We start from the raw sequence: 25,833 nt of genomic DNA on the forward strand, positions 1-25,833 counted from the left end.
AGGGTTCGCATGCCGTCCAAGCTCGACCCGCATATTGCTGCTATCGAGGGCTGGCTCGCGGAGCAGCCGCAACTGACGGCGCTCACAATCGTCGGTCGGCTGAGCGAGACTCACCCCGAGGAGTTCGGGGCGAGACAGCATTCGATCGTGCAGCGCCTGCTAAGGGCGCTTAGACAAAAGACGGCCGAGCAGTTGGTCGCGGAGCGGCCGCTTGCGGATGCCTCGACCGCCGCTCCATCGCCCGGGGTTGTGGACGGCTCGGGCTATGTAGGGCCCGACCCGCCCACAGCCCCTTTCGTCGAGCAAGCCGGGAAAGCTACCTGGCGCGGCCGATCAGTCGACCTCGCATCCGTGCCATCAGGGTAACAATTGCTGATGCGGCAATACGAATCTGCAAATTTCGCCGCTGCCGATCGCGCAGGAACTTTGGGATGCCAGCCCCGTCCATCTGACGAACGGAGCCAACGTCGCTGCGCCGACGACTGGTCCGCGATCGGAGGTGCGAGGTCGATGAATGGTCCTGTCAGCCTACCTCCACCCCAATCGGCCATCGTCTTACCGTCTGAGTTCGAGGCGCTGTGTCCTCCGCCTCAACTTCTACCCGGAGAGAACATCGACCACTATCACGCGGTCCAGGCGGCAATCTTCCGCGATATCGATCCTCAATCAGCTATCGAGTGGCTACTCGCCATTGACATCGCGGATCTCTCCTGGGAGATGCAACGCTATCGGGTTCTGCGGCATAGGCTCCTGAGCACCTATCGGCAAAAGGCCATCGAGATGACGCTTCGTCGGATCGATATGGCGGGCATCGCCCCGGATTTTCAGGATGTAGCTGAAATCTACACCATCCATAACGCCCTGGACTGGCAACTGGATGCTTCTGCTGCCTCCGATATTGAAGCCCGCCTCCGATCGTACGGCTTCGATCAACATTCCATCAGTATGGAGGTCTACGTCCAGGCGCGTGATGTCCTCTCGCTATTTGAGTCGCTCCTGAACGGAGCGCAGCTTCGACGCCTGATGTTGCTGAGGGAGATCAACAACAATCGGCGTTCAAAAATGGCAGATCTGCCAATGGTGCTGCGCGCAAAAGCCAGCGAAGCGAGGTCACACTTCCGAGAAGAGGTCTGACTGACCATGCCTCGCCCGGCCCTAGCTCCATTTGATAAGAGGGCCATCTAAGAACAGGATGATGGATCAGGAAAGGACGTCGGCACAGTGAAGCGCCTCGGATTCAAGACAACCACACAGGCAGCCGAGAGCTGTCCTGGGAAATCCAGCGCTACCGCATGTTGCGGCACAAATTGCTCGAGACCTATCGGCAAAAGGCCATTGAGACGGTCCTGAGGCACATCGACATGGTCGAGATCGATCGCGACCTTGAAGAGAAGGCCGCGTACTACACGCAGCAAAATGCCTTGAGCTGGCGCATTGATCCGATCGCCGCGACCGAGATCGACGCGCGGCTTGCCGCCTATGGTTTTGATCAAGACGCCATCACCACCGAAGTCTACGTGCAGGCGCGCGAGGTCCTGGTCCTGTTCGAAGGCTTGCTCAATGCTGCGCAATCAAAACGGTTGCTGCTGCTCAGGGAGATCAAGAACCATCGTTCCCTTCCCGCGCTGCGACCTCAAACACTCAATTTCCTGTACTGAGATCAAATAACATTCGCGCCGACTCGGGTTTCTCCGGCAAGCCCAACTTACGCGGCGATCCTCGGCAGACTTATAAAACTACCGCTCGCCGGCCAAGGTCAAACCGATGCCCGGGAATGGTCGCGGGTGGAGACTGATTAGCCGCGACCGTGTTTGCCCTAAACGGGGACGGCGACCGACTTGTCCATTCCAAAGATGCGTGGCGCTAGACTAGTCGCGGTCCCCATGCTGTTCGTAATGGTGGTGGTGCTCATGCCCATGATGAACTTCGCGGCCAGCTGGCCAGCTGGAGCTGGACAAAGCGTCAGAAACACACCCAGCTCGTCAGAGTGATTAATCGAGGCGGCCTACACACGCCTCGACCGGACACAGACGCTAGTACTTACCGAAACAATCGCTACGGCTGGTTGTTCGGCGGCCTTTCAATGAACCGCCGGCTGCCGTTGAGAAGTTCGAGGTTATTGGCGATAACCGGGTTGCCTGGATCGAGCGAATAGGCCTTCTCAAACTTCCGTCGCGCGGCACTGAGATTGCCCCGCAGCATGTACGAATATCCCTGATCATTCAGGACCTGAACGGTTTCGCCTCCGAGGCGGATGGCCTGCGCATAAGCCTGATCAGCGAGATCAAATCGACGGATCCGATCATAGCTGGCAGCCAGCCCAATCCAGGCCGTCAGGTCTTTCGGCGACTTCTCGACGGCGTCTTTGAAATAGCGCTGGGCGATCCCGTAACTGCCGCGGTTGAAATGCTCCAACCCGAGCCGGACGGGCTCGTCGGACGGGTAATATTTGACGTCGGTCGGTTCCTGCACGGGATCGCCGCCCGGCGGCTCCACGGGCGCGACGATGGCCGCGTCCCTCAGTGTAGTGTCACACGCCGCAAGGCCGGTCGCCAACCAGCAACAGGTCAGCATTAGAATGAGACGACGCATAACCCTTGGTCCCCCGCCCCGGTCCTGCGGACCAGTGCACTGTTCGAAATATCATCGCAAATCTTACTTGCCAAAACCGGTCACCTATTCCCTGCTGCGCCGACCGGCACCGATACGCCAGCCGACGATCCAGCCCCCAATCCCTGTACGTTGATATTCTGGGTCGTGGGCGGCCGCTGCCCCATCGCTTCGCCCGAATTTCCGACATCGGGAAGCTGGTCCACCGGCCGTGTCGTGTTGCCATAGCGCGTGACGGCGGCGCCCACGCGCCGGGCGTCGGTTGCGATCCTGCGATCACCGACGTATCGCGGCCATGGATGGATGGTGTGGGTGACGGCGTTCACCTGTTTGGCGTCGCCGGCGGTCATCGTGATGGTGTCGGAACGCTGGAAGTAGCGGTCCACCTCGTCGTGCCCCGCCAATCCATAGCAGCCCCCGAGCAGGAGCGGAGCGAATATGGCCAGCAATCTGATGCGCATAGTTCGTCCTCAGTTCAGGGTTTTGATTGCTGGACCAGAAACGGGAGCCGGCGCCGAGTTACGCAGCTCGGGGGCGATGATGTGGCCGTACGGTCCCTTCACCTCACCGCCGGAATTGACGTAATCGTTGTAGCGCTTTTTCACTTCCATCTGGCCATTGAGGAAGAAATCGACGTCGTTGGCCGGGAGACGGGAGTCGAGCGGCGACGCCAACGCCTGTCCGGGCACGGCCGGCGCCACCAGGCGCGGCGTGACGATGATCACCAGATCGGTCTCCTCCTGCTGGTAGGACGAAGAGCGGAACAGCGTCCCGAGCACCGGCACCGAGCCTATCCAGGGCACTTGCGAGACGTCTTGCCGGTTGCGCGTTTGCAGCAGGCCGGCGATGGCAAAGCTCTGGCCGTCGCGCAGCTCGACAGTGGTGCGCGCATCGCGGCGGGTCAACGCTGGAACTGTCGTCCCCTGAATCGTGATCGCATTGGAGAAATCAAGTTCACTGACCGACGGCTCAACCCGAAGGTTGATCACGCCGCGCGAGAGAACGGTGGGCACGAACGCCAGCTCGACACCGAACTTCTTATAGTCGATCGTGACGGTGGGAAAGCCGGTCGAAGTCGTGCTTGGTATCGGCACGGGAAACTCACCCCCGGCCAGGAAGCGCGCCGCATCGCCCGACAACGTGGTCAAATTCGGCTCCGCCAGCCGGCGCACCAATCCTTTCTCCTCCAAAGCGGTGATCAGCAAATCGACCGAGCCGCCGCCTGCGGTTCGAACGATGCTGGTCAACAAACTTCCGAACGGGGCAGGAGCTGCACCTCCCGCGGTGCCAAGGAGCGTCTGCGCTGTTCCGAGTAGCGGAAGACTGCCAGTTGGAGATGCACCAACAGGATTACCGCCAGTACCAATGGGGTTTTGGGCCGTATTAATACCACCGATCGGCTGTCGGCCCGTGCGAGTAGTCCCACCGACCCCACCAAGCCCCGTATTCCCGACATTGGTCCCGTTGGCGTTCGCCCCATAAAGGTTCACGCCGAGGTTGCGGCCAGCTTGGCGGTTAACCTCGAGAAAGCGCACCTCCAGCATGACCTGCTGGGGTCCAGCCACGTTCATGGCGTTGACGACGGTGCCGCCCTTCGCGACCATGCCGGTGGCAATTGCCATCGCTCGCTCGGCGGCGACCGCGTCCGCTGCGGTTCCGCTCAATACCACCTGGCCCTCCCCGGAGGAGACGCGAATGCCGCGCGTGCCGGTACTGGACTGAATGTTCTGCTGCAGATTGCCGGCATCGATCGCCACCTCGACGTCGAGGATGCCGATCTGCTTCATTGAAGAGTCGAACAGGATGACGTTGGTGGTGCCGGTTTGCTTGCCCTGGATGTAGATCAGGTGATCGCTCAACGACTTCACGTCGACGATGTCAGGCGAGCCCGCGACAATGGTCGAAAACGCCGTATCGACCCTGAAGGTGCGCGACTTGTTGACGGTCACCCTGACCCGCTGGACGTCGTTCATTTCGCTCACGAAGACGCCGCCGGAGGACCCCCGCCGATCCGCAGCGCCCGCGCGCTCAGTGGACTCCAACACGGCTAGCGCAGCACCGAGAGCCATTACGCCCGAGGCGAAAAGCCTCCCGCCTGCCCGACCCCAAACGCGACCGCCACCCATACGAATCCCCTTCGCCGCGATCTACTTCTGTCCCCGTAAATTTACGGTCTCAGCGTCCTAGCATCTCTCCTTCGCGCACCATGTCGCAAAGCTTACAGTCCGTCCCACTATAAATCGTTACCGTAATTCCTGGCGCGCTCTTGGCCCCCGAGAGAGGGCACTTCCCGGTCTCCCGCTGGCCGCAAATGCGGATTAAGATCATCATCCGTCATGCTGCTCGCTTGCAAGGAGAGACCTCTACTAAGGTGCCGCAACGCCAGAGAAAGTTTCCCAATGTTGCCAGCAAGCACCACTTTCCGTAGTCGCTAGTGACCGACAGCGTGTCCGCATCGAAACCGCGCAGGTTCCCACGATTCCGTCAACTACTACGTAAAATTGTCGCACCCTTTCCTAGTTGGTAACATTGCGTCTGGCGGCCAATGCCCCGGTTGAAGATCCATTATCGGTCGGAAAAACAGCCGCGGCCAACATCCGATCGCTTGCTGTGCCGTACCGCCTTATTCTCAGTGAGCTGGACGCAGCCCGCTAGACTCCTCTATCTCCGAGGGTCATGTGGACGATCCGATTTTACGGCGAGCGCCCGCGCCGAAATCCACGCAGGCTTGAAAACGGAACTGCGAACCGAATTGAGCATCTTGCCGACCAACTCTCGCGCCAGGCCGAACAGAATTCGGCCCATTGCATGGCGAGCCGCTCGCTGGACGGCGATCGCTCCGAGCGCCAGCGCCGCGCCGGCGAGCACGTCGACCAGATAATGCCCGCCGATGGGCGGGATCGAAACCAGCATCAACACGTTCAGCGCTGCGATCCCGTATCCGATCAGCCCGGTGCCGCGAAAGGCATAAGTGAGCAACACCGCCCCAACAGTGTGATACGATGGCATCGCTACGATGCCTTCCATCGCCGACAACTCAAAATGCCAAGGCCCGCCCGCACGTAGTGCCAGCAGATCTCTCAGATAGGCAATGTCGCCACCGCCGTTCGTCGCGCACGGCCCAAAGCTGGGCCCGTTGGCCGCACACGGGCCCAGCGTCGGCCAGATCGCCGAGACTGAAATGGTCGCCACCAACGTTACGCCCGCCGACAGCAGTAACTCCTTGAGGCGTCCGGTCCTGCCCGACTTGGCAAGATAGATGATCGAAAGGGCGGCCTGCGGCTGCAAGCTGTAGTATATGATTGTCAACAGCCAGCTTAGAGCAGGCCGGCTAAGCATCGCATCGTGCCAAGCTAACCAGTCGAAACCGACGACGCGATCCAACCGCTCCATCACTCCGTCTTGCAACGGTCGTGCGCAACTAGCGGCAAGGTAGCTCAGCACGAGACCCGCGCTCATGAGAGCTACCCACGAAGCGGTTGCCGCTGTCATATCTGCTATGGCGCGATTGCGGCGATCGTATACCACCGAAAGGACGAGCATAATTATCACTATGCCGGCGTTCAATCCGGTACCAACCGAAAGCCCAACGCGCGACGCCCACACAAACTCGACTACCAGCAGAAGGCAAATCATCGCCCAAACCGAGCGCCACTGGAGGATCGCGACCCGGCCCAAACGTTGGGCTGGCATAGTGGCAGACCTTACGAAGCCGTGAACCGAATCGAGGACCTTGCCGACCCTTGTCTCGCACCAAAGGCCGAATCGAATCCGAATCGTTGCAAGCTGCTGCGTTGCTCGCTGGACGGCGATCGCCCCAAGCGCCAGCGCCGCGCCGGCGAGCACGTCGACCAGATAATGCCCGCCGATCGGCGGGATCGACAGCAACATCGCCAGGTTCAGCGTTGCGATCCCATATCCGAGCAGACCGGTACCGCGAAAGGCATATGTGAACAGCACGGCCAGAACCGTATGGAACGATGGCATCGGCACGATGCCTTGCATCGCCAACGACTCGAAATGCCACGGCCCGGCCGCACGCAGCGTCAGCACATCTCGCAGATAGGTAACGTCGCCAACGCCATGCACCGCGAACGGACCCAGCGTTGGCCATAACGCCGAGATCAGCGCCGTCGGTGCCACCGTCGCGCACATCAGCAGCATCAGCTCTTCGATGCGTGCGGATCTGTCCCTTTTCGAAAAGTAGATCACCGCAAGAAGGAACTGCGCAAACAAGGTGTTGTAGACCACCATCAGCAGACGGTTCAGGGTCGGCTGGTTGAGCAACGCAGCGTGCCAGGCCGACCAGTCGAAGCCAATCGCCAGGTCCCACCGCTCCATCATCACGTCTTGCAGCGGGAATGCGCAACTGGCAGCGAGGTAAGTCAGCACGGAAGCCGTGGCGGCGAAAGCGAATAACCAGGCAACGGCCTCCAGCATGTTCGCTTGAGCGCGATGGCGGCGACGGCATGCCGCGGAAAGTGCCAGCAAGGCAGCGATCAGGCCGGCCCTGATCTCGCTGCCGCTGATTTCCAGACCAATCCGCCAGGCCCACATAAAATCGACTGCAAGCAGAAGGCCAATCAAAGCCCACGCCAAGGGCCATTGGAAGATCGCGACCGGACCCAAATATTGAGCTGGCGTCACGGCCTGCGCCAGTGAGGACGTCATGGTGGCATTTGTCATGGTTTCACTTCTGGCATCATCGTGACCGCGATCGATGTGAGCTCGTCGAGTGTTCATCGGCCAGATGCCCGGGGTATACTAGAAAGGAACTGTTGTGGACGCGCTCGGGCTGTTCAATGTTGTGCCCCATATCGGCATCAGCATGTTGAAAGTCACAGATGCCGTAACAGTAATTGCGCTGCCTCCCGTAGTCGTGTTCAGCGTCGGCGAGAGACCGCCTATCATTGGGGCAACGGCTTTTTTCTCCGCAAGGGATGGCAGGGGGTCACCGGCACAGGTCGGTGAACTTTTCTTCATTACGTTATTGACGTAGCAGTCGTTGATCATCCATGTCCGCGCACCAGCATTCGCGAGCGTCCGCAATGACTGCATGGTGATTGCGTAACGCCCGAGATCGAAGATAGCGAACATCAGTATGAAAAGCGGTGCGGCGACAAGGCAGAATTCCATCGCTCCGATGCCGCGCTGATCGAGCTTTCTCATCACTGCACCAACTGGACAAACTGGCTTTTAGGCAGCTTCGTTTGCGATGGGCAGCCCGTGGTGTCGAAGGTGGCATTGCCGTTGAATTCGACCGACTTGGCGATCAACTGGCCGCAACCGCCTGCACCGCCTACGGCGATCGTCGGATTGCCTTGAAAAATCACCGCAGCCTTCGGCGCGTAGATGTTTCCTGTGAGATTGATGTTACTATTTCCACCGAATTGCGCCGGCTCCGCTGACGCATAGTAGATGGACATGTACTGGAATAAACTCGCATAGGGCTGAAGGGCCGCGGGAAGCGACGAAGCACTCGGGGCACTGGCCGGCCCCGCGATGTTGAGAAAAGCGCCCCCCTTCATGTCAAACTTCGCCCCTGGCAGCAAAATGAAGGTCACTCCTGGACCATCGATCTGGGACTGCGAAGTCATGGTCAGAGTACCCGATATGAAGTACACCCCTCCTGCAGGCAACGTTTGAGGAGGAGTATTGCCCTTCGTCTTGTAACCGTCATTGGTGCATCTGGTGGCGGGCGCGGCCGCGTTGTAAGCGACGAGCCCTGATTTTGTGTCGCAAGACGGGAGACCGCATTTGGCGGGGAGCGAGGGGTTCGCGCCGCACAACGAGGTGAGTACCCCATCGAGAGCAGTGAAGGGATTGGTAATCGGCGCCGGCATATAAGTTTGCGCGGTGTTGCAGAACTGCGCTTGACCCGTGCAACCGCCGACACTTGTTAGCGACCCGAGATTCATGCTCATCCCGCCGCCCGTGAAGTTGATTGCATTCTTGGCCGTACTGTTCGAGGCCATGCCACAATTCGGCGCATTGATGTTCGGGCTGCCCTGGAAACTGATAGAGCCTTGCAATGATAAGACGCAGGGCGGGAACACCGCACTTTTTACTTTGGCAACGGCTGTCGCGGGTATGGTGACAGTGGACAAACCAAGCACTCGCGCCAGGTACGCCGGCTGTTGCTGGCTGACAGTAGCCTGAACGTACGTTCCGGCCGCCCCCTTCCATGAACCGAGCGAAGCGACCTGGACGGAATGCGAAACTCCCGCCGGGCTGGCGACACACTTGGAGCCGGGATAGGAGGTGGCGCCCGTGTTGCAGAACGCGTTCTGTGCCGCGGATTGCTTGGCGCGATAGTCCACTGTTTGTGGAATCGCGAGCGCACAGGCTGGGTCAGTTAAGCATAAGTGCTGCACGGCACCGGAATAGGCTGCCGCATCGGCGGCATTCTGCGCATGTTGCCTGGTCACGTACCACGATCCCGCCTCGCCTCCGAGCGCGACCACCCCTATCAGCGGCACCAGCGCGATAACGGTTGCGAAGGCGACGGAACCGCGACGGGAGCGAAGCAGGCTGCGCATGGCACACTCCTATTGAAACCGTTCACCGTAAGACAGCGTGTACGAACAAGGATTGGCGCCACCGCTCTGACAGATCACCGACCTCAACAGGATGGGCGCCATGGTGACGGTCGTCGAGTATGTATAGTGCTTGGGCGAAGCAGAGTTGCCTGCGGAGCAGGCAGCCATGCTATCGCTGCAAACGACCTGGAGATTGTTGATCGGATACCCCGAAACCGAGGTCGGGAGTGCTGCCTTCCATCCTGCCCAATCGGTGATGTCCTTTGGCGGGTCGTACTGGATCTTCTGCCCGAAGGCGCGCAACGCCTCCCACGCGGCTACATAGCGAAAGCCAGCGGCCGCAACGTCGGCAAGCGGCAGAAGCAGAGCCACCACCATGAAAAAGTAGACGACCAGCATTTCAAGCGCGGCGGCGCCGCGCTGATCCGCGATGAACGACTTTCGATCGCTCGCCTGCCCGCCTCGGCGGACCCGTACTACGTCCGGATGCCGGCTCCGAGCACCAGCAGTTTGAACGATGTCCATGACAGTTCGGTCACGCATGGCCACTCACCAAACATAAGGGATCACTCTCCAGCGCGATGCTTCGTAACTGGAGTACTCAGGGAGGCTGCGCCGAAGCAGGTCTTCTTCGTACAGAATTCGGCATATCTGGACGCCGATATGCAGGAACAGCACGATCACCGTTGTCGCGGTCAGGTATTGCAGGACTACACCCAGGATCACGATTTCTTCCGCTAGATAGAGCGGGTGTTTGATCCATCGGTAAGGACCTGTTTGCACCACTTTACGTGCCTGCGGTACCAGACTGAACGACTTACCCAGATGTCGGATCGTCACAAGCATCATGATGATGCCAGTCAGCACGCAAGCGGTGGATAGCAAGTTTGGCAACGATTCCTCGGTTTTGCCGAAGAAGGTGATGGTCCATGGCATATAGCTGCCGATGAATGCAGCTACTCTAGGCAGCAGGCCGGCCGCGTGCGCTTTTGCCGGTGGCCTGGTCATGATCAACACCGTCAGGAGCATGTAAAAGATGCCAAGGCAAAAACTCGACAGCAGCGATGGCCAGGGATCGGCAAGCGATGTCCCAATTTTTGCGGCGACCAGGAGTAACAGCAACATGAACCACATGCCGCCAAGCAGCTGCATCGTCCGCTCGTAAGACCAGTTTCTCGACAGGGCAATCGTGCTCATGGCTTACTTCATCCCGAAGCTGGCGAATGTACGAATGAGGTGCAAAAACGGACTTCCACCCAAAATGACGAACATCGCTGGAAGCATGAACAACACCATCGGAATAGTCAGCTTGGCGCCCAGCTTGTGCGCTCTCTCTTCCAGGTTGGTAATACGTTCTCGCCGAAGGTCGACAGCAACACTGCGCAGCGCCTGGCTCAACGGCGTTCCATACTGCATGCTTTGGGCAACCATGATGCCGAACCGACGAAGTCCATCCGACGTGGATCCCAGTTTCTCGAATGCCTCGCTGCGATTGGGCAATATCCGGAGATCATCAAGAAGGCTGTATAAGACCCGGGCCATCGCAGGATTGGTTTCCTTCATTTCCTCCGCTACGCGTTCCAGCGCGCCCTCCAGCCCCATTCCCACTTCGCTGCAGACAACCAGCAAATCGATCATGTCCGGCGTGCCCAGCCGGATGCTGGCGTTGAAACGCCGCCTCAGCACCGACAGGATCAACCGCGGCCCCAGAATTCCGATCACCACGCCCATGAGCATGAAGATCAGCCCGTCGGTCAATGACCTCCCTGAGAGCTGCGCGACAAACAAGCCAATGATCGGAAACAAGAACATGCTGACGGTTTTGATGCCGATCCAGATCGACAAGGCTCGATGAGGATTGAAACCTGACGCTTGAACGATTGTCCTTAGCTGGTCCAGATTTTCTGCAGAGTAGAAGCGCCGATACCGCATGCCGAGCGACGAAAGCCAGCCGGTCATGTCCTGGAAGGGTGTTGACTGGCGAGGAATGCCTAGCACGGCGTTCGACACCCGCAGGTTTAGCGAACGAATGTGTAGTTCGTGGATGATCAACACGGCGGTCGCAGCCGCAAGTGCTATGACGAAGGCGACCAAACTGAGACCAAAAGTCATAGCTCGGTTTCCCTTCTGACCATCCAACGAATCACAAGGGTCCCGATAATCACCGAGGCTGCTGCGTAAGCCAGAAACATGTTTCCGGTCGGATCGTAGAACAGCAGATCAATCGTTTGCGGATTGATCAGATATAGCAACCCACCCACAACAATGGGCGAGACTGAAAGTGCGCGAGAGGAAAAGATCACCTCTCCTGCCAGAGCCTTCGCGCGAGCAGCGAGCGCAACCCGCTGCCTCACCGTGTCTCCCAGCGTCTGCAAGGTTTGGGTCAAGCTGCCACCCGACTTCAACTGGACGGCAAGGGTGACGGCAAATATCCCATACTCCGTCACCTGCGTTCGCCGATAGACGGCTTCTACGGCTTCTTCTGGAGATCTCCCCATCGCCACCTCGCTACACACAATGGCAAACTGGCCAGCTGTCGGTTGCGGCATCTCGCGAGCGATGGTGCGAAATGCTTCGTTCACCGGCAGCCCGGATCGAACGGTACTCGTCACCAGCTGGATCGTGTCAGGCAGCTGTCGAAAAAGCTGATTGGCAAGGCGATTCTGCTGCCCTCCAAACACACCTCGCACCACCAAGATAGCCACAATTGCCGCCGCGAGAGAGACGTAGAGGGTGGAAAAGTTCAGCAGGCTATTGGCATAAAAGATTGCCGCTGCCGCGATGACACCGGCAAATACCGCATACGCGGGCGGCCAAGCGTAAGCTATCCCAGCCTGGTAATTGGCCAGGCGGTGGAGAAACCGCCACCGGGACCCGGCCTCCAGCCGCCGAATGGAGGGCATGCTCACCGCATCTGAGGTTGGCAGAGCTGTCGCTACCTGTCGATCCATGCGACTTTCTCGGGCGCCGAGCCACAACGTCAGGACTGACGCGCCTATCAGGAGGACCAGGTCCAGGATGGTCAAGAACTCTAGCATCAGAGTTGCCTCATCGCCTCGGCCCAGGCTCGATCAAGCCCAAAATAGACAAGACGGCTCTTGAATTTTGGGACTGCATGGGTGGATCTATAAGAGCCCGATATCCGCCCGTGAACATCTTCCTGTTCGTAGTCGAACGCCGCGATGTCGTTGGTGGTGATCACATCGCCCTCCAGGCCTATCACCTCGCAAATCTGGATAACGCGACGCTGTCCATCCCGCATGCGTTCCACTTGCACGATAACGTCCAATGCAGCGACGACCTGAGATCTGATCGCCCGCAGCGGCAGGTTTGGCTGTCCCATCTGCACCATGTTTTCAATACGGGTCAGTGCGTCGCGGGCAGAGTTGGCATGCACCGTCGAGATCGAACCATCATGGCCGGTGTTCATCGCCTGCAGCATGTCAAACGCTTCGGCGCCGCGCACCTCGCCTACGACGATCCGGTCAGGACGCATGCGCAGCGCATTCCACACCAGATCGCGTTGTGTCACCTGCCCTGTGCCTTCGAGGCTGGGCGGCCGGGTCTCCAGGCTGATCACGTGCGGCTGTTGAAGCTGCAGCTCTGCCGCATCCTCGATGGTGACAACGCGTTCACTGTGATCGATGAACTGGCTCATGGCGTTCAACAGCGTGGTCTTTCCGGAACCGGTACCGCCGGAGACCAGAACATTGAGCCGAGCCCGCGCGGCGATCTCCAGCAGTTGTCCCATCGCCGCGGTCATTGACCCGTTCTGGATCATTCCGGCCATATCCAGGCGGCGACTTGGAAATTTTCGGATGGAAATGCAGGGGCTATGGATCGCCAGCGGCGGGAAGATGATGTTGACCCGGCTGCCGTCCGGCAAGCGGCAATCCACCATCGGACTGGATTCATCGACGCGGCGTCCAACTTGCGCGGCAATCTTCTGCGCCACCGATGCGATGTGATCATTGTCGCGGAATCGTACCGCGATCCGTTCCAGCTTGCCGCTTCGTTCGACGTAGATGTTGCTCGGTCCGTTGACCATGATGTCGTTGATCGATTCATCCAGGAGGAGCGGACGAAGCGGCCCGTAGCCGGTCATGTCGTCCGCTATCTCGTCCGCCAGCTGAAGCTGCTCGCGACCTGACAGTTCGAGCCGCTCCTGGTTGGCGATTCCGTGGATGATTTCCTCGATCTGCTGCCGAAGAACATCGCGCGAAACAGTTGCGGCCACCGACGGCTCGATCTGCGCAATGACTCGTTCGCGCAGCGAAGCCGGCATCGCCGGCCGCTGAATCGAAGGTTCGTCACGCTTTGGCGCAGCTGCAGGCAAGCTTGGCGGCGACGCAGCCAAGCTTGGCGTCAATGTAGGCAAACGAGTTGGCGTGTCGTCTTCGCGCCTACCAAACGTTTTCATAGCCCGAGCAGCCTCCTCAACCGTCCCTTCCGCTCGGCGCCGACGCCCGTGATCTCCCGAACGATTGGGGCGAGGTGGCGTCGCAGTCCCGATACGTGCTTTAGAGCTGGAATTCCGAGATTGACCGCTTGGGTCATCCCCTTCCCGAGATCGGGAATCACCATGTCCGGTTCCGCGCCCAAGGCCTTGACCATCGTGGCCCTGGGAAGTCCACCGGCACGATTGGCGCGGTTGAGCAAGGTAAAGACGCGATCCTTGCCGGCGATGTTGGTGACGGCCGTGCGGAGTGCATGGGCATTGCGAAGCCCGGTCACCTCCGCTTCCAACAGCACCAGCACGTGACGCGAAAGGGTGATCACCGGATGGATCGATGGCGGAAACGGAACCGGTACGTCGACCACGATGTAGTTGAACCGCTGACGGAGCAGACCAAGCACGTGTCTCACTCCCGCCTCGGTGATGTTCAACTGTGCATCCAGGTCCTCATCGGCGGAAATCAGGCAAACCCGTTCGTTGACATCGATTGCCGCGCGTTCGAGGAACAAGGTGTCCGCCCGCATCGGGTTTTCCAGCGCGATCCGCAGTCCGGGGCCGGGCTGAACACCCAACATCACCGCTGTTTCACCGCCTTGCAGATGAAGGTCGAGCAGCGCGACCTTGGCCTTGGTGGTCTCGGCCAGTTGCAGCGCGAGATTGATGGCGATGCTCGTTGCTCCGGCGCCGCCCTGCGCACCGCAGATCGAGATCACGTGCCCGCCGCGATCGATCTGACCAGGGGCCGCGTCGCCGAGCAGTTTGGGGCGCAGCTGGTCCAGCACCATGTCCCGCGTGAGCGGCCGCGGAAGATACTCGGTCAAGCCGAGCTCCATAAGCTCGCGATAGAAGGTGATCTCCCTGCTCTCACCGATCAGGGCCACCCGGACATCAGGCGGGCATACGCTGGCCAACCTTTCCAGTTCGGCAAATGGATCATCCACACCGCTAATGTCTGCTATCAACGCGGATAGCTCGGTGTCGGTTTCGAGCATCCGTATGGCATGACGGATCGTGCCCCGCCTGATCGACAGGTTGCTGCCGTCGAGCCCTTTACGCAGGGCCGCGGCACTAAGCTCGTCATTTACGAAACAGACGATACGGTCGCGCGTGACAACCGATGTGGTTTCTTGGGACGGACTGACTGCGACCATGTTCATCAACGTTTCTCCAGCAACTTGCCAGTGGTACCCACCGCTGCTGCGGTCTTTCGGGTAGCTTGCGGCGCCCCATCGCAGCTGGCGAGAGCGTCGCCGTCTGCGTCCTGTTTCCTGACTGAGTATTGCTTGACCTCGCCACCGGTATGAACCACCACCGCGGTCGTCTGGCCGGCAACTGCATTCTGGCGGGCGATTTCAGGCGACACATCGCAGCTCGACATCGCGCCGGTGTCCGCCGCTGTATCCCACTGCTCGACCGCTGCCCGTACAGCCAGCGAGAGCGTTCCGAGTTGTTTTGCGACTGTGATTTTTTTGACCTGCTCTGGCGTAAGCTCCAACGACACGGTTTGCGCCGGTTTGCCGGCCATCGCGCTAATGGCTCGCCCGCCTTGCACAATCTCTTGGTCGATCGCAATGACCCGAACATTACGCAGAACGGTTTCGCTCAGCGCGCGACGCGCGGGATCTGCCTTGTCGAACACTTGAGTCAACACGACATCCACACTGTCGCCCGGCCTGATCAGGCCGGAGACGCCGGACTCCTCGTCAACCTTGATGCTGATGGCACGGCTGTCCGGCGCCAGGATGCTGGCGAGGAAACCCCGGTCGCGCGGGCGCAAGATGTCTTGCAATGTCATGGGACTGCCGGCGTCAACGAACTTGCGAACCAGAGAACCGGGAAGTCCGATCTTGGATTCCGGCGTTTCAAGGATCGCCCCCGCTGGAAGGCGTTCCGGCGGCACCGAGCGCACCGTGAAATCCTCGTCGCGGGCCAATGTACCTCTCGGTAGCGGACGTGCCGCCACAAAATACCCGACCGTCGCAGGCGCGGCCGGCGCCTTCTCCGCGACGACCTCCACCGGGAGCTGTTTTGGCTGGTTCATGCTATAGGCAATAAGCCCCAGTGCGGTGGTTGCCAGCAACAGCACCGCGATGATCGAGAGGCGCAAAGTAGATGACATGTCAAAGTCCTTTGCTGAAAACGCTGAAAATACCACCGCACGCTATGGCAACCCCGAAAGGTAGCGGCGCGTGTCGCAAATGACGCCAGCGCTCTACAGCGTAGACGCGGCGTGCGAACGATGATCCGGCGGGCGCCAGCCTGGGATATGGCAGGAGGCGCATCATCAGATGCACCAAGGCGAGAAAGCCGCCGGCCAGCGCGGTTATGGTCAACAACTGAACCACGCCCACCAATGGAAGACCGATCGCCAATGCGACCAGCAGCTTGACATCGCCGCCGCCAATCAATCGGCGCTGGTAGATAACCAACAGAAGCAGTAACAGGATCGACGCGGCGATCAGCGCTTCAACAACCTGCGCCGGGCTGGCCAACTGGCCGACAATCCCGAGTAGCGCCAGCACCAGACAAACTTCATTTCGGATCAATCGTGTCGCGACATCGATCGTTGCGACATAGAGCAACAACAGGATTTCGAGAAACGAGGTTATCGGAACAATCCAACTCATCAAACGCACGCCTTAAAAGCACTATAGTGACAGAAATCTCCCGTGCCTCCATAAGCCCAGCGGCATTGTCAGCTGCCGACGGCACTACTGATAGCGGCACTGATCGCGCTGATCCCGCTCGTCAGCACGGTCGCGACAGTTCCACCCGCGCTCGTACCGAAAGCAGCGCTCACGGCGCCGACCATGCAAGCCGCAAGCATCACGTATTCGAACGACACCACACCGTCCTTATCTGTGCGCAGACGCTTCAACGCATCGATGGCCTTGGCGTGACAGCTCGACATGGCAGGCCCCTTCTTTGGCCCGAAGATAAATGCATGCCTCAAAAAAGTGGGGGGCCAGATGCAAATGCCCCCCTCTGGGGCGAGGTGTCCGTATTACACGGCCGCAGTGAAAGCGGCGGTGATGGCGGTGATCCCGCCGGACAGCGCGGTCGCGATAGCGCCACCAGCACTAGTACCGAACGCAGCAACCACTGCGCCGATGATGCAAGCCGCGACGATGATGTACTCGAACGACACCACGCCATCCTGGTCCGCTCGCAGACGCTTCAACGCTTCCTTGGTCTCGATGAAATACTTCAACATAGGAGGAATCCCTTCTTTCAAGATGAATTGGCAGACACCTTGGCAACTTCCAGCGGCCGCGGATTTATGTCCGGCCCCGCCAGCGATAAACTATCCGTTAAATATTTATTATCGTCAACATTTAATATATAATATGTTTCTGAATTAACCGCCGCAAAACGGGTTATCGCGACAATCCAGAAATCGATAAAACGTTGTGATACAAAGACGATAGCCGACCAACAATCAAATGTGGGCAGAGCGCTGGCTGAGAGTTGGCAAAGAATCACCGGGTTACTACGGGTGAGCAGTGGTATAATTTTATTATTCGGAATTTGATAATTGGTGCAAAGCTGATGAGCTATCGGAGTGCATCAACCTGGCTATCCACTCTCATGTGACCGGCGGATGCAGCGACGACGCCGGCGTGCATGGAGGAGATTGGACCTCGGCCGGATGAAATAGCGCCATCTCTAAGCCCTCGAATCGCCTTTGCGGTAAGCGCAAGGGAGCCTTGATGGCCTCGCACCTCTCACACCGCACCTCCTGGGCTCTGGCTTTTATAGCCATTTGCTTGCCAAGCGGTGTTGGCCTCCGCGATGGGCCATCTGATCTTTCGTCGCCCGGCTCGGCATCGCTACTGGATTGCCTCTTCCATTGGTTGCTTGATCGGCTACTTCTGCCGGAATGATTGATTGAATGACATTGCGAGCGGCCCGACGATGTAATCAAACGCAGTTCGCTGAACGGTCGGGATCATAACGGTCGCCGGCATGCCAGGATACAGGCGAATGTTCGGCATGTCCGCCAACTCACCTTGATCAATCCGGACAAAGGCCGTGTAGTACGGCGCATTTGTCTTGGGATCAGTGAGGCGGTCAGCCGAAACCTGAATGACGTCGCCGTGAATGATCGGGACGATCCGCTGCTTGTAGGCGGTGAGATGGACTTCGGCGCGCATATTGGGATGTACGTCGCTGATGTCCTCCACCGCAACCTGGGCTTCGATGGTGAGTGCGTCCTCGGCCGGTACGATGTCGAGGATCTTGTCGCCGCGCTGGATGACGCCGCCGACGGCGAACACGGTCAATCCCACCACCCGGCCGGTATAGGGCGCCCGAATTTCCATGCGACCCAGGACCGACTTTGCACTCAGCGCCTTCGGAATGACCTCGAGCAATCTGGCCTGCGTGTCACGCAAGTCCTTGGTGACATCTGTCATCCGATCATTATCGAGTTGGGCGATCTGCTGCTCCTGCTCGGCGATGGCCTGGCGGGCCTTCGCGATACTAGCTTTTGTATCGGCGATCTGGCCTTCCAAACCGTACGCCGTCCGCTCCAGCTGGAGAATTCGCGGACGCGCAATCAGGCCCCGCTCGACCAACGGCGCAAGATCCTTTGCCTCGTTGCGGACCGAGTTGATCTGATCGGTGAAGGCCTTGACCTGTGCCTCGGCGCCCACAATCTGTGAGCCAAGCTGGTTGATCTTCTCGCGAATGACGCTTCGTTGCCCGTCAAGCGATGCTCGCCGACTGTCGAACTGATTGAGCTGACCGGTCCATACGCTCTTAAAGTAGCGGTCATCAGAGCGCGCCCTCAAATCGGCCGGCATGGCCAGCTCGGATCCATGATCGAGCTCCGTCAGGAGCCGTACTTCCGTTGCACGAAGCACGGCATATTGTTGTGTGAGCACCTCATACTCGGCACGGACCTGCGTATCGTCTAGAACGATCAGGAGATCGCCTGCCAGCACCCGCTCCCCTTCTCGGACATGCAGTTCCCTGACAATGCCGCCATCGAGGTGCTGAACGCTCTTGCGGTTGCCGTCGACCTTTACGATAGCATTTGCAACCACGGCGCCGTTGAGTGGTGCCGTCAGGGCCCAGGTGCCGAATCCGCCGAAAAAGATGGCGATGATCAGCCATCCCGCGAGTGCTACGCGACGAATCGAGTCGCTCGGTGCACCGCTCCTGAGTTGATCAATCGTCAAGCTCGGCGCCAATGCGCGTGGTTTCGACCGGCTTGTAAACTCCAACAGCGCCATGACCATATCCTAACCCGTCGTCTCGCGGACCGTGTGGATCGGTACGGGCCTCGTCAGACGGGCCAGGATCTCGGCGCGCGGTCCGAACATCTCGACGACGCCTTCACGCAGCACCAGGATCTTGTCAGCCACGCCGATGGTGGCCGGCCGATGGGAGATAATCACCACCGTCGTGCCGCGCTTCTTGAGTTGAAGAATGCAATCGGCGAGCGCGGCGTCTCCTTCGGCGTCGAGATTGGAGCTCGGCTCGTCGAGCACGAGAAGGCTCGGATTGGCGAAGATGGCGCGGGCAAGACCAATACGCTGACGATAACCGCCCGAGAGTATGGCGCCGCCTTCTCCCACCTGCGTATCATAGCCATCGGGCAGGCGCAGGATCATCTCGTGCACGTCCGCCATCCGCGCCGCCAGAATCACCTCCCTGTCTTCGCCCTCCTGGAATCGGCTGATGTTGACGGCAACAGTGTCAGCAAACAGCTCAATATCCTGGGGGAGATAACCGATATGCTGGCCGAGTGACGTCTTGATCCAGCTCGAGACGTCCGCCCCGTCCAGTCGCACCGCGCCAGCAGATGGCGCAAGCACACCGACCAGATGACGCGAAAGCGTGGATTTCCCGGCTCCCGAAGGACCAATGATGCCCAGTACTTCGCCCGGCTCGATTGCGAATGATACCCCGCGCAGGATGGGCTTCGAACCAAACGGCGGCACATAGGAGAGCCCCTCGACCGAGAGTCGGCCCTGCGGGCGCGGCAGCGTCAAACCGACCTCCCGTTGGGAATCGGCTTTCAAGAGCTCGCGGATGCGCAGGAATGCTCCACGAGCAGATACAAGATTGCGCCAGGATCCGACGATCTGCTCTACCGGCTGCAGGGCTCTTCCGAGCAGAATGCTCGCGGCGAACATGGCGCCGACGGTTGCAAGTCGCTCGATCACGAGATAGGCGCCGAGGCCAAGTATCATCGACTGCATGGCAAGCCGCAGAAAACGGATGATGCTCTGCATGGTGGCGGCGCGATCGCTCGCAGAGACCTGCCGTTCAAGCATGCGGGTGCGATCACGGGCCCAACGCCTCAGCAGCCCTTCGGTCATGCCCATCGCCCGCACTACTTCGGTATTGCGCAGGCTCATCTCGGTAAAGCTATAGCTCCGGGAAGCCGCCTCGCCGGCCTCCGTCAACGGCAGCTTGACCCGCCACTCGTTAAACAGGGCCATAAGAATCAGCAGGATGGAGCAGCCCAATGCGAACGCCCCCAGGAACGGGTGCAGCACAAAAATCACGGCAATGTAGATCGGCGCCCAGGGCAGATCGAAGATCGCATGGATCCCCATGCCGGTGACGAACTGGCGGAAGGTGTCGAAATCGCGCAGCAGCTGGCTGCGCGCGCCGCCGGCGCCAGCGGAGCGATGAATGATCGCCGTCATCACGCGCGCCGCGATCGTCTGGTCGAGGCGAATGCTGGCGCGGGTCAGCACGCGGGCGCGTACGGCATCCAGCCCTGCCAGCGCCAGAAACGCCATCAACAGCGCGATCGTGAGCATCAGCAGCGTGATCTCGCTGGCGCTTGAGATCACCCGGTCATAGACCTGCAGCATGTAGAGCGGTCCGGCCAGGTAAAGCAGATTGATCGCCAAGCTGAAGATCGCGGCAGTGACGAAATAGCCCCGGCAGCTTTGCAGCAAACGCCGGAGTTCGTCGGGTCTTTTGAACTGAGTACTCACACAGCGCAGCGGAACATCCGCCCCTCTTCAAAATTCATGCGGGACGCCAGACCTCGTAGTTCAAAGTCGGGGCCGCAACATTCGCCCCGACCCATTTTCTTGCAGCGCATCAGGCCAGATGGTCGTGGTAGCTGATAAGCGTGCCCGTGTTCTTGTCTGCCTCTGTCTGGAAGCCCGCGGGGTCGTACTGGCCCAACAGGGTAATATGGGCGGTATGGTCTCCATCAGTCACCGACAGAATCCCCCCAGTGCTGGCCTCATTTGCGACATAGCTCGCGATCGTGCCGAGCCCGAATGCTACGTCGAGGAGATCCAGGTGGTCATCCCCGTTAAATCCCGCCACGACCCCGCTAAAGTCGAAGGAGTCATGGAGCACGATTGTCCCGGTCGCGTGGGCATCAAGCGTGACATTCGCAGATGAGGCCGCTCCGAATTCGAGTGTGGCCGAACCGCTAATCTGAGCCGTTCCGTTACCGCTGACATTGCCATCGATTGTGACGTTGCCGCCATTGGCCCACAACACGCCGGTGTTGATGAGGTCGCTGTGGACCTCCAATCCACCGGTTCCGGTTGCCTCGAGCGTGCCGGGGTTGGTGACGGCGTTAGATCCGGTATCGATGTCGAGTGCATTGGTGCCGGTGGCGATGATCGTGCCTTCATTGACCAGCACCATCACCCCATCCCCGAGGTGGCCGGCACCGGAGATCGTGTTGTCCACGTTCGTCAGCGTGACGTCGGAAACCGTCCCGGTGATCACGTTCTCACTGCTGTCGGACAGGATGACCTGCCCGTGGCCCTGGAGCGTGATGCCGTGCTCGATGAGTTCGAGATCGGTCTCGCTTCCGGTCGAGTTCAACTCGATCGTGCCGATGTTGTCGATGATGCCGGAGAGCGGCAGGATTGCGCCGTCGCTGATCACCATGTGGCCGGCATTCTCCGTGACCGGCGCTTGATCGAACACAAAGTCGCTTGCCGTGAGCGACGAGGCATCGACGCCATTCAGCGTGATCGACTGACCATCGGCGAGCGTGATCACCGCATTGCCGGCAGCGTCGTTGGCCATGTGCGACTGGATGTCGCCAAAGCCTGTGAACTCGGCATAGCCGATCAGATCGATCTGATCCGAGGCGGCGTCGAAGCTATAGATCACGTCATGACCGATCGGCTGCGAGAACACGAACATGTCGTGGCCGCTCGAGCCGGTCAGGTTGTCGTCGCCTGAGAGCGCGAAGATCGGCGATCCCGGCGCATAGGCTTCGACGTTGTTGGTAACCATGGCGAGCCCGGTACCGCCGCTACCGTCGCTCCAGGTCTGAGACATATGTAACGAAACCGCACCTGCATAACCGACGGAGGCAGTGATCGAGAGTGTCGAGACGTCATTGGTCTGGACGGTCCAGGTGCCATCCCCGTTGTCCGTGCCTTCGCTCAGAGTCCACCCCGAAGGAACACCAGTAATACTCACGCTCACTGCGCCGACGTGATCCGCCGGATTTGTCAGGCCAAGGTTGATGGCTTCGCCGGCTATGCCAGCGGGAGCGAGATGGGCCTGGGTGATGTTAGTCAAGGTGACCCCTACAAGGTCGACCAAGATGTCGTTAGCGGCGTTCTGAGCTGTTCCGACCTGCTCAAAAACGTAGCTATGAGCGGTTCCTCCGATATTCGCCACGAACGCAACCGCTGCGCCAGTGCCAGTCGCTACGTCGTTGTTGTGGAGATACTGCACAACCGCTGCGACGTTAGCGGTAGACGTCAGGGTCAGTGCTGACCCAAAGGCATTAGCGTCATCGAATGTGATGATGCCGCTCGTGATGGCATGCGATTTCACCGTTTGACCGGAAATGGTCAACGTGGAGTCAGCGCCGTCAGTGCCGGCGGTATTGGCCGTTACGTTGGTGACCGGCAGATTGAGGATGTCATTGGCGCCGGTCGTAACGAAATCGGTGATTATGTCATAGCCAGAAATTGTACCGACATCTCCGGAGCCCCCAACGGTGCCGAGAGATTGTGTGCTGTTGACGATGAACGTGTCGATACCGCCTCCACCGGTCATCATATCAGCGCCGGCGCCTCCGGTAAGGGTGTCGGCACCCGAGCCACCGACGAGCGTGTCATTTCCGGAGCCGCCAATCAGCGTGTCATTCTGTGCTGAACCGGTGATGGCCGCCGCTGCGCCGGTGTTGGTGACCGTGAAGCCGTTGGCACCGGTCGCTGCGCTCAAGTCAACCGCAAAGCCGTTGCTGCTCAGGTTGGCCGTACCAGCGTTGCTGGTCGAAGACGTTGCGGTAAATGCTGCTGATACCGTGGCGTTGATCGTTGCGCCTGCGCTTACAACGAGTACATCACTACCCGAAAGATCCGTGACGGTGTCCGTGCCGGAATTGACGTTGAACGTGTCGTTGCCGCCGCCGCCAGTAAGGGTGTCGTTGCCCGGACCTCCGGTGATTGTGTCGTCGCCGGAGCCAGTGTTGATAATGTCGTCGTTGTCTCCGCCGATGACAACAAAAGCTCCTGAAGTGACATTGCTTGCTTGCAGATTGAGCTTCCCATTACCGCCGATTCCGGAACCGTCGACAGTCAATGTCCCATTGTTTTGGAAACCCGAAAGGAATGTGATGTTGTTGGTATGGTTTCCACTGTTGCTGTCGACAATTTTGAAGACTTCAAAGTTTGTGAGAACAATGTTTCCAGCACCAAATGTGGCGAGAGGGGAGCCACCGGTGAGGATAAGCGTGTCCGTGCCGGTCCCACCGGTTATGCTATCTGTACCGTTCAAGGTCGCATTTGTTCCATTTAGGGTGTTCGTGCCGCTGGCGTAGAAGATGACGTCGGTCGGACTAGTCGTCAGTGTACCTGGGTTGTTGCTCTCGACGTTGATGGTCACGGCGTCGGTGTCGGTCAGATTCCCACCTGTCCCTGTATTGCCGTGATCGTTGGTGAGTACCGTCAACGTGTCGCTGCCGACGAAATTGGCCACACCTTTGTAGACGACGTTGTTGGCCGCTGCCAATGTCGTGTTGATCTGTGCCACCGTTCCGGTCAGCGTCACTGATCCGGTGCCGCTGCCCGATACCAGCGCCCCTCCGGCTGACGCCATCGTCAGCGTGCCGTGTAGAACCGACAGGTTCGTCGTGATATTTACCGCGCCGCCGGCATCCACATCGCTGATCGACATTCCGGTGATGGAAAGGTTGGCGTCGTGCAGCACTTCTTGCGTACCGGGAACTGTGTTCACCGGCGCGTCGTTAACCGCCGTGATGTTGATGTTGATGCTGTCGGTGTCGGTCAGCGTGCCGCCAGTGCCGGTGAAGCCCTGATCACTGGTGGTCATGGTGAGGGACACCGCGCCGTTGGCATTGGCCACCGGCACGTAGGTCGGCTGGTTGGCGACGGTTGCCAGGTAGGTGTTGATGTTGGCCACGGTCCCGGTCAGCACAATACTGCCAGTCCCCGAACCCGTCACGGTAACGCTTCCCGCAGTGGCGGCCGTGATCGTGCCGCTGGCGACCGCCAGCGTGACGGTGATGTTGTTTGCACCTGAATCGATATCCGTGACAGACAGGCCGCTCAGTTTGGCCGAGGTATCCTCGTTGGTGGTGTAGCTGGCCGGCAGGGTGTTCGTGGGTCCGTCGTTCACCGCCGTGATGTTGATATTGATGCTGTCGGTGTCGGTCAGCGTGCCGCCCGTGCCGGTGAAGCCCTGATCACTGGTGGTCATGGTGAGGGACACCGCGCCGTTGGCATTGGCCACCGGCACGTAGGTCGGCTGGTTGGCGACGGTTGCCAGGTAGGTATTGATGTTGGCCACGGTCCCAGTCAGTACAATGCTGCCAGTCCCGGAACCCGTCACGGTGACGCTTCCCGCAGTGGCGGCCGTGATCGTGCCGCTGGCGACCGCCAGCGTGACGCTGATGTTGTTTGCACCTGAATCGATATCCGTGACAGATAGGCCGCTCAGCTTGACCGAGGTATCCTCGTTCGTGGTGTAGCTGGCCGGCAGGGTGTTCGTGGGTCCATCGTTCACTGCCGTGATGTTGATATTGATGCTGTCGGTGTCGGTCAGCGTGCCGCCCGTGCCGGTGAAGCCCTGATCACTGGTCGTCATGGTGAGGGATACCGCACCATTGGCATTGGCCACCGGCACGTAGGTCGGCTGGTTGGCGACGGTTGCTAGGTAGGTATTGATGTTGGCCACGGTCCCAGTCAGTACAATGCTGCCAGTCCCGGAGCCGGTCACGGTGACGCTTCCCGCAGTGGCGGCCGTGATCGTGCCGCTGGCGACCGCCAGCGTGACCGTGATGTTGTTTGCACTTGAATCGATATCCGTGACAGACAGGCCACTCAGCTTGACCGAGGTATCCTCGTTCGAGGTGTAGCTGGCCGGCATGGTGTTCGTAGGTCCGTCATTCACCGCCGTCACCGACACCGTCGAGGTAACGACGTTGCTGGCGTGGTTTGCCGCCTGCCCGTCATCAACCTGATAGCTGATGGTACGGATAGCGCCCGACGGGTTGTCGCTCGAGTTGAAGTACGTCACCGAATCCAGCGCGGTCTGGTAGTTCGCGACGCTGGAAGAACCGGTCAGGGTCAGCATGCCGGTCGCCGCATTGAACGATCCGGCGATGCCGTTCTGGTTGGTAAAGCCCAGCACATCCTGGCCGTTGACGTAATTGCCGGTGATCTGCACAGTCGCCGAGGCCAGATTGGCGCTGTCGACGTCGGACACGGTAATGGCGCCGTCGATCACGGTGGCGGCCTGGTTCTCCGTGTAGTTCAGCGTATGACCAGCGACAACCACTGGCGCGTCGTTGACCGGCGTCACATTGATCGTATCGGTCACGGCCACGCTGTTGGCGGCCCCGTCATTGGTGATGATGGTGACAGTGCGGGCCAGGCCCGACGGATTATCACTGGTGTTGAAGTAGGTCACCGAGTCCAGCGCGGTCTGGTAGTTCGCGACGCTGGATGACCCGGTCAAAGTGAGCGTGCCGGTCGCCGCGTTGAACGACCCGGTGATGCCGTTCTGGTTGGTAAAGCCCAGCACATCCTGGCCGTTGACGTAATTGCCGGTGATCTGCACCGTCGCCGAGGCCAGATTGGTATTGTCGACGTCGGACACCGTCAGCGCCGGGTCGATCGCGGTGGCGGCCTGGTTTTCGGTGTAGTTCAGCGTATGACCAGCGACGATCACCGGCGCGTCGTTGGTGCCCGTGATCGTGATCACAACGTCCTGGGTCGCGGTCGCGCCCTTGTCGTCCGTCACGGTAAC

At 59.6% G+C, this 25,833-nt stretch carries 21 protein-coding genes and 1 pseudogene; 3 read left to right on the forward strand and 19 right to left on the reverse strand.

The genetic code is table 11. The annotated features are described in order from the left end of the window. From IVB32_RS19990 to IVB32_RS20000, 3 genes and pseudogenes are all read left to right on the forward strand, one after another. Positions 1-366: pseudogene (locus tag IVB32_RS19990) on the forward strand (hypothetical protein); the annotation flags it as partial. A 144-nt stretch (positions 367-510) separates the two neighbouring features. After that, complete coding sequence (locus IVB32_RS19995) at positions 511-1,134, forward strand: hypothetical protein (protein WP_247410997.1); 624 nt, start codon at positions 511-513, stop codon at positions 1,132-1,134. A gap of 227 nt (positions 1,135-1,361) precedes the next feature. Then, a complete protein-coding gene (locus IVB32_RS20000; RefSeq protein WP_247367164.1) occupies positions 1,362-1,658 on the forward strand; it encodes a hypothetical protein in 297 nt (98 codons plus the stop codon). Between the two features lie 397 nt (positions 1,659-2,055). On the opposite strand, the gene IVB32_RS20005 is transcribed toward IVB32_RS20000, so the two are convergent. The 19 genes from IVB32_RS20005 to IVB32_RS43055 all read right to left on the reverse strand — a co-directional run bounded on the left by IVB32_RS20005 (position 2,056) and on the right by IVB32_RS43055 (position 25,788). Then, positions 2,056-2,472, reverse strand: coding sequence for a tetratricopeptide repeat protein (locus IVB32_RS20005; RefSeq protein ID WP_162496256.1), 417 nt, complete (start codon positions 2,470-2,472; stop codon positions 2,056-2,058). A 200-nt stretch (positions 2,473-2,672) separates the two neighbouring features. After that, complete coding sequence (locus IVB32_RS20010) at positions 2,673-3,071, reverse strand: hypothetical protein (protein WP_085394155.1); 399 nt, start codon at positions 3,069-3,071, stop codon at positions 2,673-2,675. A gap of 9 nt (positions 3,072-3,080) precedes the next feature. Further along, entirely contained in the window at positions 3,081-4,736 is a 1,656-nt protein-coding gene (locus tag IVB32_RS20015; RefSeq protein WP_247367169.1) for a type II and III secretion system protein family protein, read from the reverse strand. A gap of 535 nt (positions 4,737-5,271) precedes the next feature. Further along, complete coding sequence (locus tag IVB32_RS20020) at positions 5,272-7,296, reverse strand: phosphatase PAP2 family protein (RefSeq protein ID WP_247410999.1); 2,025 nt, start codon at positions 7,294-7,296, stop codon at positions 5,272-5,274. 78 nt (positions 7,297-7,374) lie between these two features. Then, a complete protein-coding gene (locus tag IVB32_RS20025; RefSeq protein ID WP_247367173.1) occupies positions 7,375-7,779 on the reverse strand; it encodes a TadE family protein in 405 nt (134 codons plus the stop codon). Further along, complete coding sequence (locus IVB32_RS20030) at positions 7,779-9,149, reverse strand: pilus assembly protein TadG-related protein (protein WP_247367175.1); 1,371 nt, start codon at positions 9,147-9,149, stop codon at positions 7,779-7,781. Before IVB32_RS20030 ends, IVB32_RS20025 begins: the two co-directional genes overlap by 1 nt. Before the next feature lie 9 nt (positions 9,150-9,158). After that, positions 9,159-9,674 (reverse strand): hypothetical protein, encoded by a 516-nt coding sequence (locus tag IVB32_RS20035; protein ID WP_247367178.1) that lies wholly within the window; start codon positions 9,672-9,674, stop codon positions 9,159-9,161. Positions 9,675-9,698: 24 nt separating this feature from the next. Next, a complete protein-coding gene (locus IVB32_RS20040; protein WP_247367181.1) occupies positions 9,699-10,346 on the reverse strand; it encodes a methyltransferase in 648 nt (215 codons plus the stop codon). A 3-nt stretch (positions 10,347-10,349) separates the two neighbouring features. Next, positions 10,350-11,261, reverse strand: coding sequence for a type II secretion system F family protein (locus IVB32_RS20045; RefSeq protein WP_247367183.1), 912 nt, complete (start codon positions 11,259-11,261; stop codon positions 10,350-10,352). Continuing rightward, positions 11,258-12,100, reverse strand: coding sequence for a type II secretion system F family protein (locus tag IVB32_RS20050; RefSeq protein WP_247367185.1), 843 nt, complete (start codon positions 12,098-12,100; stop codon positions 11,258-11,260). Before IVB32_RS20050 ends, IVB32_RS20045 begins: the two co-directional genes overlap by 4 nt. An 86-nt stretch (positions 12,101-12,186) precedes the next feature. Next, entirely contained in the window at positions 12,187-13,569 is a 1,383-nt protein-coding gene (locus tag IVB32_RS20055) for a CpaF family protein (protein ID WP_247367187.1), read from the reverse strand. Continuing rightward, positions 13,566-14,762: an AAA family ATPase gene (locus IVB32_RS20060; protein WP_247367190.1), complete on the reverse strand. Its 1,197-nt coding sequence runs from the start codon at positions 14,760-14,762 to the stop codon at positions 13,566-13,568. Before IVB32_RS20060 ends, IVB32_RS20055 begins: the two co-directional genes overlap by 4 nt. Next, positions 14,762-15,724, reverse strand: a complete 963-nt coding sequence (cpaB, locus tag IVB32_RS20065; protein ID WP_247367192.1) for a Flp pilus assembly protein CpaB — start codon at positions 15,722-15,724, stop codon at positions 14,762-14,764. The genes IVB32_RS20060 and cpaB overlap by 1 nt, the downstream gene beginning before the upstream one ends. A gap of 1 nt (position 15,725) precedes the next feature. Further along, positions 15,726-16,232 (reverse strand): A24 family peptidase, encoded by a 507-nt coding sequence (locus IVB32_RS20070; protein WP_247367194.1) that lies wholly within the window; start codon positions 16,230-16,232, stop codon positions 15,726-15,728. A gap of 68 nt (positions 16,233-16,300) precedes the next feature. Then, positions 16,301-16,516 carry a hypothetical protein gene (locus IVB32_RS20075; RefSeq protein WP_085394167.1) on the reverse strand — a complete coding sequence of 72 codons (216 nt, stop codon included), beginning with the start codon at positions 16,514-16,516 and terminating at the stop codon, positions 16,301-16,303. Positions 16,517-16,609: 93 nt separating this feature from the next. Beyond that, positions 16,610-16,819, reverse strand: a complete 210-nt coding sequence (locus IVB32_RS20080; RefSeq protein ID WP_247367197.1) for a hypothetical protein — start codon at positions 16,817-16,819, stop codon at positions 16,610-16,612. A 652-nt stretch (positions 16,820-17,471) separates the two neighbouring features. Then, on the reverse strand, positions 17,472-18,842 hold the full coding sequence (locus IVB32_RS20085; protein ID WP_247367200.1) for an HlyD family type I secretion periplasmic adaptor subunit: 1,371 nt from the start codon (positions 18,840-18,842) through the stop codon (positions 17,472-17,474). Between the two features lie 9 nt (positions 18,843-18,851). After that, positions 18,852-20,564 carry a type I secretion system permease/ATPase gene (locus IVB32_RS20090; RefSeq protein ID WP_247367202.1) on the reverse strand — a complete coding sequence of 571 codons (1,713 nt, stop codon included), beginning with the start codon at positions 20,562-20,564 and terminating at the stop codon, positions 18,852-18,854. Positions 20,565-20,673: 109 nt separating this feature from the next. Continuing rightward, a complete protein-coding gene (locus IVB32_RS43055) occupies positions 20,674-25,788 on the reverse strand; it encodes a calcium-binding protein (protein ID WP_247411002.1) in 5,115 nt (1,704 codons plus the stop codon). Positions 25,789-25,833 lie beyond the last annotated feature (45 nt).

Source organism: Bradyrhizobium sp. 23 (genome assembly GCF_023073295.1).
Classification (GTDB): Bacteria; Pseudomonadota; Alphaproteobacteria; order Rhizobiales; family Xanthobacteraceae; genus Bradyrhizobium; species Bradyrhizobium canariense_D.